This is a genomic window from Pseudomonas sp. GW822-FHT04H02, from assembly GCF_058800645.1.
The window spans coordinates 744,752-757,797 of the sequence record NZ_JBXAMM010000002.1 but is presented as its reverse complement, the minus strand read 5'-3'; the positions used below and the strand labels follow the sequence as shown (position 1 = coordinate 757,797).

At 64.2% G+C, this 13,046-nt stretch carries 11 protein-coding genes; 1 reads left to right on the top strand and 10 read right to left on the bottom strand.

What is annotated here, in order from left to right:
• Positions 1–203 precede the first annotated feature (203 nt).
• Genes AC1RMG_RS10265 through AC1RMG_RS10250 form a run of 4 tightly spaced genes read right to left on the bottom strand, consistent with a single transcriptional unit; the run spans position 204 to position 3,171 of the window.
• Entirely contained in the window at positions 204–821 is a 618-nt protein-coding gene (locus AC1RMG_RS10265) for a TPM domain-containing protein (RefSeq protein ID WP_041116364.1), read from the bottom strand.
• 29 nt (positions 822–850) lie between these two features.
• Positions 851–1,609: a TPM domain-containing protein gene (locus AC1RMG_RS10260; RefSeq protein ID WP_019094796.1), complete on the bottom strand. Its 759-nt coding sequence runs from the start codon at positions 1,607–1,609 to the stop codon at positions 851–853.
• 33 nt (positions 1,610–1,642) lie between these two features.
• Positions 1,643–2,563: a TPM domain-containing protein gene (locus tag AC1RMG_RS10255; RefSeq protein WP_123397661.1), complete on the bottom strand. Its 921-nt coding sequence runs from the start codon at positions 2,561–2,563 to the stop codon at positions 1,643–1,645.
• Positions 2,563–3,171, bottom strand: a complete 609-nt coding sequence (locus tag AC1RMG_RS10250) for a LemA family protein (protein WP_011059694.1) — start codon at positions 3,169–3,171, stop codon at positions 2,563–2,565. The genes AC1RMG_RS10255 and AC1RMG_RS10250 overlap by 1 nt, the downstream gene beginning before the upstream one ends.
• Before the next feature lie 382 nt (positions 3,172–3,553).
• Between AC1RMG_RS10250 and bglX the strand changes: the two genes are divergently transcribed.
• Positions 3,554–5,845, top strand: a complete 2,292-nt coding sequence (bglX, locus tag AC1RMG_RS10245; protein WP_053156707.1) for a beta-glucosidase BglX — start codon at positions 3,554–3,556, stop codon at positions 5,843–5,845.
• Between the two features lie 243 nt (positions 5,846–6,088).
• Here bglX and AC1RMG_RS10240 read toward each other — a convergent pair whose 3' ends face one another.
• The 6 genes from AC1RMG_RS10240 to AC1RMG_RS10215 all read right to left on the bottom strand — a co-directional run bounded on the left by AC1RMG_RS10240 (position 6,089) and on the right by AC1RMG_RS10215 (position 13,021).
• On the bottom strand, positions 6,089–7,246 hold the full coding sequence (locus AC1RMG_RS10240; protein ID WP_015634449.1) for a phospholipase D-like domain-containing protein: 1,158 nt from the start codon (positions 7,244–7,246) through the stop codon (positions 6,089–6,091).
• Position 7,247: 1 nt separating this feature from the next.
• Complete coding sequence (locus tag AC1RMG_RS10235) at positions 7,248–7,829, bottom strand: YceI family protein (protein ID WP_011059691.1); 582 nt, start codon at positions 7,827–7,829, stop codon at positions 7,248–7,250.
• A gap of 81 nt (positions 7,830–7,910) precedes the next feature.
• Positions 7,911–9,218 carry an OprD family outer membrane porin gene (locus AC1RMG_RS10230; RefSeq protein ID WP_103290492.1) on the bottom strand — a complete coding sequence of 436 codons (1,308 nt, stop codon included), beginning with the start codon at positions 9,216–9,218 and terminating at the stop codon, positions 7,911–7,913.
• 184 nt (positions 9,219–9,402) lie between these two features.
• Positions 9,403–10,170, bottom strand: a complete 768-nt coding sequence (locus AC1RMG_RS10225; RefSeq protein WP_015634445.1) for an IclR family transcriptional regulator — start codon at positions 10,168–10,170, stop codon at positions 9,403–9,405.
• 80 nt (positions 10,171–10,250) lie between these two features.
• On the bottom strand, positions 10,251–11,714 hold the full coding sequence (locus AC1RMG_RS10220) for an amidase (protein ID WP_493169142.1): 1,464 nt from the start codon (positions 11,712–11,714) through the stop codon (positions 10,251–10,253).
• Complete coding sequence (locus AC1RMG_RS10215; RefSeq protein ID WP_493169140.1) at positions 11,711–13,021, bottom strand: MFS transporter; 1,311 nt, start codon at positions 13,019–13,021, stop codon at positions 11,711–11,713. The genes AC1RMG_RS10220 and AC1RMG_RS10215 overlap by 4 nt, the downstream gene beginning before the upstream one ends.
• Positions 13,022–13,046: the final 25 nt, after the last annotated feature.

Here is a 13,046-nt window from a genome sequence, read left to right as displayed (position 1 = left end):
GGGAGCAAGCCCCGCCGGGGCACGAAGTTATTCACCCGACGGTAAAATTTTGTCGCCCTCCGGAAAAATCCCCCCCAATCCCGCCCCGTAGGAGCTGGCTTGCCAGCGAAGGCGTCCCCAAGGGCGGTGCAAGGCTCACGGGCCTCTTCGCCGGCAAGCCGGCTCCTACACAGGTAGCACGCCATAGTCCCCAGCTGGGTGGGTCAGTTGAGCACCACCAGGCGGTTGGGCAATTCGTTGCGTACCTGGGTCAGGGGCACATGGGTCTTGAGCAACTCGCCGCTGGCTTCAATGCAATCAAGGAAGCCCTGCAGGGTCTGGCCTTGCCGGACCTGCTGGGTAAAGGCCTGGACAATCGCGTTCCAGTTCTTGTTGTCCAGGCGCCTGGAGATGCCCTCGTCCACCAGGATCTCCACATAGCGCTCGGCTTCGCTGACAAAGATCAGCACCCCGGTGCCGCCCACGGTGTGGTGCAGGTTCTGTTCGAGGAACTGGCGCCGGGCCAGGTTGGAAGCGCGCCAGTGACGCACCGATCGCGGAATCAGCCGGGTGGTGACCCGCGGCAGGCGGAACACCAGGCACAGCACGATAAAGGTCGCCCACTGCGCCAGCAGCAACAGGTGCATGTTCAGCCAGCCGGTGGCGTAGTGCACCAGCCCCGGCACCACCAGCGCCAGCAGGCTGGCCCAGAGCAGCGGGATATAGGCGTAGTCGTCGGCCCGGGCCGCCAGTACCGTCACCAGTTCGGCGTCGGTCTGCTGTTCCACCCGGGCGATGGCTTCGGCCACCTGCCGTTGTTCGAATTCACTGAGTAATGCCATGTCGTTGGATTTCCGCTTTTTATTGTCAGTTACCAGCCGCCGGAGGAACCGCCGCCGCCAAAGCTGCCGCCGCCCCCACTGAAGCCGCCCCCGCCGCCGGAGCCACCACCAAAACCGCCGAAGCCACCGCCTCCGTCACCGCCGCGCCCGCTGGTGGTGGTGATGAACCCGAGCGCCTGCGCCACCATCACCACCAGGATGAACAGCAGCACCATGAAGATGAACAGCCACGGGTGACGCTGGACAAAATCGTCCTGGTCGCTGCTCTGGCCGCCGCTGTCATAGGCCGTGGCCGGCTCGTCCAGCGGCGTGCCGCCGAGCACCAGGAGCATGGCCGAAACCCCGTCGCTGATGCCCTTGCTGAACTGCCCGGTCTTGAACGCCGGGGTGATCACCTGGTTGATGATCACCGAGGCCTGGGCGTCGGTCAGGCGCTCCTCCAGGCCGTAGCCCACTTCGATGCGCAGCTTGCGCTCGTCCCGGGCGACGATCAGCAGCGCGCCGTTGTTCTTGTCCTTCTGGCCGATGCCCCAGTGGCGCCCCAACTGGTAGCCGAACTCCTCGATGCTGACGCCTTGCAGGTTCGGCAGGGTCACCACCACCAACTGTTCGCCGGTGGCCTGTTCGTGGGCTTGCAGTTGCCGAGTCAGCAGGGCGCTGATGGTCGGCTCGATCATCTGCGCGTCGTCCACCACCCGCCCGCTCAGGGCCGGAAACCTCAGCTCGGCCTGGGCCGTGACCGCAAAGACCCAGAGCAACAGCACCAGGCCGATTTTATAAAGTCGCATCAGCACCTCATCCTTAATGTTTGTCCGCGTGTGCTACCAACTGCCGGACGCCCCGCCACCGCCAAAACTGCCGCCGCCCCCGCTGAAACTGTCCGAGCTTGAACTGGAGCTGGAGCTGCTGGAGTCGAACCAGTCGAACGCACTGCTGCTCGAACCGGTGTCGCGCTCGGCCCTGGTTTCGCGCCTGGCCGAATCGCCGCTGGCAACAACCGGCGAGTCATCGCCGCTGCGCCATTGGGTCAGGAACCCGAACAACGGTACACCGACGAACACCAGGTAGAACAACCTCTCGAACCACCACATCCACTCGATGTCCTGGTACCAGCTTTTCTCCACCGAGCGGTACACCAGCATCGGCCGGTCGGTGGACGACAATACGCTCACGATGGACGTGGCCCCGGCAATGATCCCCGAGGAATACAGGTCGTCCTTGAAGTACGGAATGATCGAACCATCGATGATGAAGTGGGCCACCATGTCGTTGAGCCGCCCCTCCAGGCCGTAACCGACCTCGATCCGCACCTTGCGATCGTCCTTGGCCACCAGCAGCAGGACGCCGTTGTTCTTGTCCTTCCGGCCGATCCCCCAGTGCCGGCCCAACTGCAGGCCGAACTCCTCGATGCTATGGCCACCCAGGCTCGGCACCGTGGCCACCACGACCTGGTCGGTGGTGGTCTGCTCGAGCCGCTCCAGCATCTGCGCCAGGTAGACCTGCGCCGATGGCGTGAGCAACTGCGCGGTGTCCACCACCCGCCCGGTCAGCTTGGGAAACAGGCGTTCAATCGGTGCCGCTGTCGCAGTGGTCGGTGCGGGCTCGACCTGGACAGCGGGTTGCGACGAACGCAACGGCACCCCATCCGTGGGTGTGGGCCCGGGTGTTTGCGCCAGTACGGCGCCACCCACCAGCCAAAGCCACAGCAGCGCGCCTTGCAGCACGCGCCGCCCATGGCTCATCAGAATTTGACTTGCGGCGCTTTGTCGGCGTCGGGGCTGGTGGCCTCGAAGGATTCACGCACCGGCATGTCGCTGTACATCAGGCTGTGCCACAGGCGGCCGGGGAAGGTACGAATCTCGGTGTTGTACTTCTGCACCGCCAGGATGAAGTCGCGACGGGCCACGGCGATGCGGTTCTCGGTGCCTTCAAGCTGGGATTGCAGGGCCAGGAAGTTCTGGTTGGCCTTGAGGTCCGGGTAGCGCTCGGAGACCACCATCAGGCGGCTCAGGGCACCGCTCAACTGGTCCTGGGCCTGCTGGAACTGCTTGAGTTTTTCCGGGTTGTCCAGGGTGCTGGCGTCCACCTGGATCGAGGTGGCCTTGGCCCGCGCCTCGATCACCGCGGTGAGGGTCTGCTCTTCGTGCTTGGCGTAGCCCTTGACGGTTTCCACCAGGTTGGGGATCAGGTCGGCGCGGCGCTGGTACTGGTTCTGCACCTGGCCCCAGTCGGCCTTGACCTGCTCGTCCAGGGTCGGAATGTTGTTGATGCCGCAGCCGCTGAGCAGGCTGGTAAGCAGCAACAAGGCAGCGATGGGCCAGCTCGAACGCAGGCTTTGAGTGATGTTCATGGGTGAGGCTCCTTGCACAACCTGATTGAAATGAAGCTTTTGCCCGCTTTCACACATCCTGTGGGCAAAATCTGCCTGCGCCACTGGAATGCATCGGGCTGATGGGCTAAAAGATGCCCAGCGCGAAAAAGAGTTCAGAAATAAGGCGGTGTGAAAACGTCGCGAGTGAAGGCAAGACAAGGCAAAAACAGGCGAGGAAGCGGAGTGTAGGAGCCTACATGAGCATTCCGAGCCTGTTTTTAACGCCGTATTGCCGAACGCAGCAGTTTTCACATGGCCTGAAGTGTGCGGGAATTATCTGAACAACAATAGTCGCTCCCTAAATTTTGGCTGTTCGACGCGTCACTCATGCGTCGGTCTTGAGCCCTTGAGAACAATATTCATGAAGAAGCTGTGTTTGCTGGGCCTGCTGGTCAGCCTGGCCAGTCACCCTGTATTGGCCGAAACTGCCCCGGTCCCCCTGGAAAACAAAGAAGCCTTTATCAGCGACCTGCTCAAGCGCATGACCCTGGAAGAGAAGATCGGCCAGCTGCGGCTGATCAGCATCGGCCCGGAAATGCCCCGCGAGCTGATCCGCAAGGAAATTGCCGCGGGCAATATCGGCGGCACCTTCAACTCCATCACCCGCCCGGAAAACCGGCCGATGCAGGACGCGGCCATGCGCAGCCGGCTGAAGATCCCGATGTTCTTCGCCTACGACGTGATCCACGGCCACCGGACCATCTTCCCCATCAGCCTGGCCCTGGCCTCCAGCTGGGACATGGATGCCATCGGCCGCTCCGGGCGCATTGCCGCCAAGGAAGCCAGCGCCGACAGCCTGGACATCACTTTTGCGCCGATGGTGGATATCTCCCGCGATCCGCGCTGGGGCCGTACCTCCGAAGGCTTTGGCGAAGACACCTACCTGGTCTCGCGCATCGCCAAGGTCATGGTCAAGGCCTACCAGGGCCAGAGCCCGGCCCTGCCGGACAGCATCATGGCCAGCGTCAAGCACTTCGCCCTGTATGGCGCGGTGGAAGGCGGTCGCGACTACAACATCGTCGACATGAGCCCGGTGAAGATGTACCAGGACTACCTGCCGCCCTACCGCGCGGCGATCGACGCCGGCGCCGGCGGGGTGATGGTGGCCCTGAACTCGATCAACGGCGTGCCCGCCACCTCCAACACCTGGCTGATGAACGACCTGCTGCGCAAGGAGTGGGGCTTCAAGGGCCTGGCGGTGAGCGACCACGGGGCGATCATCGAACTGATCCGCCATGGCGTCGCCAAGGACGGACGTGAAGCGGCCAAACTGGCGATCAAGGCCGGCATCGACATGAGCATGAACGATTCGCTGTACGGCAAGGAGCTGCCGGGGCTGCTCAAGTCCGGCGAGATCGAACAGAAGGACATCGACAACGCCGTGCGTGAAGTGCTGGCCGCCAAGTACGACATGGGCCTGTTCAAGGACCCGTACGTGCGCATCGGCAAGGCCGAGGACGACCCCGCCGACACCAACGCCGAAAGCCGCCTGCACCGCAGCGACGCCCGGGATATCGCGCGACGCAGCCTGGTGCTGCTGAAGAACCAGAACGACACCCTGCCACTGCAGAAAACCGCGAAGATCGCCCTGGTGGGCCCGCTGGCCAAGGCGCCGATCGACATGATGGGCAGTTGGGCCGCCGCCGGGGTGCCGGCGCAATCGGTGACCCTCTACGACGGCATGCGCAATGTACTGGGAGACAAGGCCCAACTGGTGTACGCCCGGGGTTCCAACATCACCGCCGACAAGAAGGTGGTGGACTACCTGAACTTCCTCAACTTCGATGCCCCGGAAGTGGTGGACGACCCGCGCACGGCGCAGCAGATGATCGACGAAGCGGTCAAGGCCGCCCGGCAATCGGATGTGATCGTGGCCGCGGTGGGTGAATCCCGGGGCATGTCCCACGAATCCTCGAGCCGCACCGACCTGCACATTCCTGCCAGCCAGCGCGACCTGATCAAGGCCCTCAAGGCCACCGGCAAGCCACTGGTGCTGGTGCTGATGAATGGCCGGCCGCTGTCGCTGCTGGAAGAAAACCAGCAGGCCGATGCGATCCTGGAAACCTGGTTCAGCGGCACCGAAGGTGGCAACGCCATCGCCGACGTGCTGTTCGGCGACTACAACCCGTCGGGCAAGCTGCCGATCACCTTCCCCCGCTCCGTGGGGCAGATCCCCACCTACTACAACCACCTGACCATCGGCCGGCCGTTCACCCCGGGCAAGCCGGGCAACTACACCTCGCAGTACTTCGACGACACCACCGGCCCGCTGTTCCCGTTCGGCTATGGCCTGAGCTACACCAGCTTCAGCCTGTCGGACATGGCCCTGTCCTCCACCACCCTGAACAAGAGCGGCAAGCTCGACGCCAGCGTGACGGTGAAGAACACCGGCAAGCGTGACGGCGAAACCGTGGTGCAGCTGTACATCCAGGACGTGGCCGGCTCGATGATCCGCCCGATCAAGGAATTGAAGAACTTCCAGAAAGTCATGCTCAAGGCCGGTGAAGAGAAAGCCATTCACTTCACCATCACCGAGGACGACCTGAAGTTCTACAACGCGCAGCTCAAGTACGCCGCAGAGCCGGGCGACTTCAATGTGCAGATCGGCCTGGATTCCCAGGACGTCAAGCAACAGAGCTTCGAACTGCTCTGAGCCTGCCAGCGGCCGGCGCAGGACCTGCGCCGGCCGACTCCTTCTGTAATCCCCACAATCGCTGCAATATCTGTCGCCGCTGCCGAGCCTGCGAGGCTGCGCAAAGGTCCGCAGGACCGTGCTTGTCGATCTCCCGCCAAACCTCCATCGGACTCACGACCGCCGCGACCGCTTCGCGCTCGTTCGCAGCCTGCGGCAGCGGCCACAGCCAGCCGTGTCAGCCGTGACAGTCAGCCACGTGAGTCAGCCGCGCCGATCCAGCAGGTTGACCACCAGACGGTCGACCCAACCCCAGATCCGCTGCTTGATCCGCCGCCACAGCGGTCGCTTGCGCCACACCGCCAGGCTGACTTCCTCGCTCTGGGCAAAGTCGGCGTCAAAACTCGCCACCACTGCCTGGGTCAACGCAGGGTCCAGGGCTTCCAGATTGGCTTCCAGGTTGAAGCGCAGGTTCCAGTGGTCGAAGTTGCACGAGCCCACGCTCACCCAGTCGTCCACCAGTGCCATCTTCAGGTGCAGGAAACGCGGCTGGTACTCGAAAATCCGCACCCCGGCCTTGAGCAGGCGCGGGTAGTAGCGGTGCCCGGCATAGCGCACCGCCGGGTGGTCGGTGCGCGGCCCGGTCAGCAGCAGGCGTACGTCGAGGCCTCGGGCCGCCGCCTTGCGCAACGAACGGCGCACCGACCAGGTGGGCAGAAAATACGGGGTCGCCAGCCAGATGCGCCGCTGCCCGCTGCTCAGGGCCCGGATCAGCGAATGCAGGATGTCGCGGTGCTGGCGGGCGTCGGCGTAGGCCACCCGGCCCATGCCCTCGCCGGTATCGGGCAGGCGCGGCAGGCGTGGCAGGCCGAAATCGGCACCGGGCTTCCAGGCCCCGCGATACAGGTTGGCGCTCCATTGCCGGTCGAACAGCTGCTGCCAGTCGCTGACCATGGGGCCGGCAATCTCCACCATCACCTCATGCCAGTCGCAGCTGTTGTCCTCGGGCTTCCAGAACTCATCGGTGACTCCGGTGCCGCCCACCACCGCCAGGGCCTGGTCCACCAGCAGCAGCTTGCGATGATCGCGGTACAGGTTGAGAAAGCCCTGGCGCCATTTCAGCCGGTTGTAGAAGCGCAGTTCGACACCGGCCTCGGTCAGGCTGCGGCGCAGGGCCTGGGTAAAGGCCAGGCTGCCGTAGTCGTCGAACAGGCAGCGCACCCGTACCCCGCGCTGCGCTGCCTGCACCAGGGCCTGGACCATGGCCTCGGCGCAGGTCCCGGCTTCCACCAGGTACAGCTCCAGTTCCACCTGGTGCTGGGCGCGGGCAATGGCCACCAGCATCCGCGGGAAGAACTGCGGGCCGTCGATCAGCAACTCGAAGCGGTTGCCTTCGCGCCAGGGGAACACCGCTGCGCGCATGTCAGCGCGCCGTGAAGATCAGCACCGCACCCACCGGCACCGAGAAACTGATGGCCGACAACCCGGCCATCTTGCGCAGGCTGTCGAGGCCGGGGGCCAGGTTGAAGTCCTCGGCGTTGAGCACCAGAGGTTCCAGGGTCACCACCTGGAAGCGCCGGTCATCCAGGCGGGTGGCCAGCAATTCGGCGTTGTAGGTGTGTTCCTCGCCGTGCAGGGCGACGGTGACCGGCAGCAGCAATTCGATCTGTGCGCCGGGGGCCAGGTCGTTGATCGGTCGCAGGTTGATCTGTGCACTGATCCGCGCCTCGGGAAACTGGGCGATCTGGAACAGTTCCTGGCGCATGCGCTCATCGCGCAAGGGAATCCCGCTGCTCACCGACTCCAGTTCGATCTGCAACTGCGCCTGGCCCTTGCCATCGACCTTGCCATGCAGCACCAGAAAGCGCTGGACCTCGGAAACACTGGCGTTCTTGGTGGTGACGAAGGACACGCGGGAAGATTCGTTGTCCAGGTACCAGTTGGCCTGGGCCGGCAGGGCCAGTACCCCGAGCAGGCTGAAAAGAAGGCGGATCGGCGTACGCATGCAAGCTCCCATGTACAGAAGGCGCCACCTTAACCGCCCGCCAGAAGGCTGGCAAACGTCACGGCAGGCGGCGCAGTAGAGCTAGAAGCGGTAGGTATAGTTCAGGTAGAAGCGTTCGGCGCTATGGCTGATGATGCCTGCCGGTCCTCTGGAGAGGCTCTGGCGCTGGATGCCGTCGGGCTCCCCGTGGGTACGAAAGCGCCCGTGCAGCCAGGCGACATCGAGCCCATCGAACCAGCCGTCGAAGGCATAGCGCAGCACGCTCTGAAATTCCCGGCGGGAAAAACCTGCGTAGCCTTTGGCGTGATTGGAGGCAGCGTAGTGCATATCCAACTTCAGCCGCGGCAAGCCGAAGTCGGCGAAATCCATGCCTCCCAGCAGCTTGAACATCTCCTCGTCCTGCAGGCCGAAGTAGTAGAACAGCTTGCCGCTGCTGTTCCAGGTGCCGTTGTCCTGGGCGAAGAAGGTGCGGTCATAGTCGTCACCCCAGACCTTGTTCCAGGTCAGCCCGGCGTAGTAGCGGCTGAACCGGTACTTGAACAGCAGATCCAGATGCCGAGCATCGTGAGAGCGCTCCGCCTCATACAGCCCCCGCACGCCGGAATACTCGAAGCGCTTGCCGGCATCCTGTTGGCGCCCCCAGATGGCATACACATCGATGCCGCGCTCGGGGGCCAGTTCGAAACTGTGGGTCAGTTTCACCGAGGACGCGCGCAGGTAGTCCCGGGCCACGCCGTATTCAAGCTGCAGGTTGCTGCCACCAGGCAACACATGACCCAGGGCATAGAGCCGCAGGTCATCGATCCTCTGCCCTCGATAGTTGCGCAGGTCCTGGCTCCAGCCCGAGTCGTTGCGCGGGCTGAAACCGTCGATGCGGCTGAAGTTCAGGCTCAGCGCGCCACGCTCGTAGCTCAGGTCCTGGCCCAGGGTGGCCGCCGGCAGGATGCGCGAATAGCGATCGTCGCGGTAAAGCTGGTATTGCCGGCTTTTTTTCCCCACTCCGGCGCTGAAGGTTCCGGCTTCATCCACCCAGCGCCCACGCAGGTACAGCTCGAGTGGCTTGGCGATGCCATGGGGCTGCTGCACGCTGCGGTCGGCTCGCAGGTTGCTGATGTTGTTGGCGTCTCGCCCTACGTGCAAGGCATCGGCCAGGCCATAGCTGTAGTCGAGCCCCAGCACCTCGCGGTACCAGCCGGAACTGAAGCTGAACTGGGTGGCCTGTACCCATTCATCCCGGGTCGGACCGAACCCTCCCCCGTCGTTTTCCTTCCAGTAGGACTGGCTGTAACGCAAGGACCTGCGGCTGTCCTCGAAAAAGCCCTCGGCCAAGGCCCCACCGGCCACCAGACAACACAACAGCCCGCTCAGATAACGTTGCTCAGCCCGCATGAGATCACCTGTTCTTATTATTGGAATTGGCGTCATGGCCGCCGAAGGCGGACCAGGCTTCATTCTCGGAGCAGCGGGGCAAAGGGCAATGGGCACTGGTTCCGCAGAATGGAACCCTGTGTCTGAAGGAGAGCGTTGTCCGCGCAGCACGATCAGGGCAGCCGGAATGCCCGAGCGGGAGGTTTCAGGCGATGTCTTTCTGCACCTGCTCGACGGTTTCCGCCAGTAGCCACAGGTGGCGGTTGCGCACCTGTTCGACACAGGCCAGGTCCCGCGGCCAGTGCAGGGCGATACTGCCGATCACCCGGCCTTCGGCCTGCAGCGGCAAGGCCACGGCGCGGATCAGGAACGGCAGGCGCACCGGGTATTCCCAGTGCCCTTCGGTGCGCTGGCCGAACCCCAGGTGCTGGGATTCCAGGCACTGTTGCCGGGCTTCGGCCGGCACCTGCTCCTGCTCGGCCAGACGCTCGACTTCTGCACTGGCCAGGGCCCCCAGGCAGGCCTTGCCCATGGCCGAATGAAACAGGCTGGCATGCTGGCCGACAATCCGGCTGTTGCTCGGGTAGCGCTTGCGCAATACCTCGGGCACCGCACTTTCCAGGACCTCCAGGCTCTCGCCGTCGAAGCTCGACAGGTCGGTGACCAACCCGGTACGTGCACTCAATTCCAGCAACCAGGGTGCCGCCTGCTCCACCATCTGGCGCTTGAAGCGCTGCCGGCTGTCACCGAACAAGCTCCGGGCGCTCAGGCGGTAGCGCCGGTCACTCAGGCCTCGATAGATCCAGCCCTGTTCCTGCAGGGTCAGCAGCATGCGCGATACCGTGGCCTTGGCCAGGCCCGTCAGATAGTGCAGCTCCTCCAGGCCCAGGGCCTGGTGCTGGCCGATCAGCTCGACAATGGCCAGGGCCCGCTCCACTGAGCGCACGCTGCCGGTTTCTACCTTGCTGGCCATAGTCCGAGTTCCCTGACTGAGGAAAAGGTTTTACCCAGCAAGATGCGGGCCTGCGGACCTTGGCGACCACACCCCTTTGATTACCGCAGGTTGCCCGGCGGCCGCTGCCGCACCCACTGCGTCAGCTGCTCATGGGCGTAAGCCAATTGCAGCACGGCGTGGTCGGCCTGGGCCGGACCGATGATCTGCAGCCCCATGGGCAAACCGGCTAGGTTGAAACCCACCGGAATGCTGATACTGGGCAAGCCGGCCAGGGTCGGGCCGATCACCACTTCCATCCAGCGGTGGTAAGTGTCCATTTCCTGCCCATCGATCTGCCGCGGCCAGGCTTGCCGTGCATCGAAAGGGAACACTTGGGCGGTGGGCAGCAGCAGGAAATCGTAACGCTCGAACAGGCGCTGCAACGCGCGATACCAGTCGCTGCGGCTCTGGGAAGCGCGATACACATCCGCCGCGCTCAGCTTCGCCGCACCCTCCACTTCCCAGCACGCTTCCGGCTTGAGCCAGCGGCGCTTGTCCGGGTCGTCGTACAGCGTCCCCAGGGAGCCCTGGACCAGCCAGTGGCGGTGTACCAGCCAGCAATCCCAGAGCTGGGCCAGGGAAAAGTCCGGCTGGCAGCTTTCCACCTCGCAGCCCAGGCTGGCGAAATCCCCGAGGGCCTTTTCGCACAGGCCCAGTACGCCCTGCTCCATGGCCAGGTAGCCGTTGTAGTCCCCCAGCCAGCCCAGGCGCAGGCCCTTCACATTTCGTTGTAGCGCCGCCTCCGGTTGCGCCGATGGGTCCTTCAGCGACAGAGGCGCCCGGGCGTCAAACCCGGCCTGGGTACCCAACAGCCGCGCCACGTCGGCCACCGTGCGCCCCATGGGACCTTCGGTGGCCAACTGCTGCACGAACAGTTCCGGAGTCGGGCCGAACGGCACCCGGCCCTGGGAGGGGCGCATGCCGAACACGTTGTTGAAGGCTGCGGGGTTGCGCAACGAGCCCATCATGTCGCTGCCGTCGGCCACCGGCAGCATGCGCAGGGCCAGAGCCACCGCGGCGCCGCCGCTGCTGCCGCCGGCACACAGGGTGCTGTCGTAGGCGTTGCCCGTGGTGCCGAACAGCTGGTTGTAGGTATGGGAGCCCAGGCCGAACTCGGGCACGTTGCTCTTGCCGACGATGATCGCGCCACTGGCCCGGACCCGCGCCACGCTGATGGCATCCCCCTGGGGCACATGCTCGGCAAACAGCGGCGAACCCATGCTGGTGGTCATTCCGGCGGTGGCCGCCAGGTCCTTGATCGCCTGGGGCATGCCGTGCATCCAGCCCATGGACTGGCCCTGGGCCAACTGCCGGTCTCGCTCGTCGGCCTGCTCCAGCAGGGCCTCGGGGTCCCCCAGCGAGACCAGGGCATTGACCAGTGGATTGCAGCGCTCGATCTGCGCCAGGTAGGCCTGCATCACTTCGCGGCAGGACAGCTCGCGGGCATGGATGGCCCGGGACAGCGCCAGGGCATCCAGGTCGACAATCGACGCATTGATCGATGGTTCTGCGGGGTTGATCAAGACTCACCTCCCAGGGTCACGGCATCGGGTTTTTCGTCTCTGACCGCGTCATACATGCAGTAGGTACCCAGCAGGCTGAGGACCGAGGTCAGCAGGACATAGAAGGCTGGTGCCACCGGCGTGGCCATGACCTTGCTCAGCCAGGTCACGATCAACGGCGCAAAGCCACCGAACAGCATGACCGTGACGTTATACGCCACCGACACTCCGGTGGAACGCACCTCGATGGGAAACTGCTCGGCCAGGGCCGTGGGGCCGGGGCCGAAGAAACCGCCGATGGCCCCGCAAAGCAGCATCTGCATCACCAGCAGGCGCTCGATGGACGGCGCCGCAGCGACCCACACATACAAGGGATAGACCATGACAAAAAACGCCAGGGTGAACGCCATCAGCACTGGACGTCGCCCAATGCGATCCGACAAGGCCCCGGCAAAGGGAATCACCAAGGTCATCAGGGCCACGGCGAACATCTGCACCAACAGCACCTGATCCAGGGGCAGGCCGAGGTTGGTGTGGGCAAAGGTCGGCATGTTCACCAGCACCACATAAAAGGACACGGTGCCCCCGCAGCACATGCACATGGACACCAGGATCGCTCGGCGATAGGCCGATACCACCTGCCACAACCCGGGCCCTTTGCCACGCACCTGCTTGCGTGCCTCGACAAAGGCTTGCGGCTCTTCCATGTACTTGCGGATCCACAGCCCCACCGGACCGATCAGCAGGCCGATCACGAATGGCAGGCGCCAGCCCCAGAGTTCCAGGGTCTGGGGCGAAAAGAAATGGGTCACCGCCGCCACCATCGCCGCCCCGCTGAATACCGCCAGGCACTGCCCCACCAACTGCCAGGAGCCGTAAAGGCCCTTGCGGTGGGGCGGCGCACTCTCCACCAGGTAGGCCGTGGCGCTGGCGTACTCGCCACCGGTGGCAAAGCCCTGGAGCATGCGTGCCACCACGATCAGCAGCGGCGCTCCGATACCGATGGCCGCATAGTTGGGGGCGAACACGATCATCGCGATGGCCAGGGTCATCAGTTGGATGATCACCAGCATCGCCGACTTGCGGCCCCTGCGATCGGAATAGATCCCCAGCAGCACACCGCCCACCGGGCGCATGAAGAAACCCACGCCGAAGGTGGCCAGGGCCATCAGCAGCGAGGTGTATTCGTCTTCCGCGGGAAAGAACTGGCGAGCGATGAAGCTGGCGAGAAAGCCGTAGACGATGAAGTCGTACCATTCCAGGGCGTTGCCGACCACGGCGGCAACCACCTGCCGGGTCCTGGAAACAGAGGGAGTCGAGACGCTCATGGGATGTTCCTTGGAGACTTTTGAG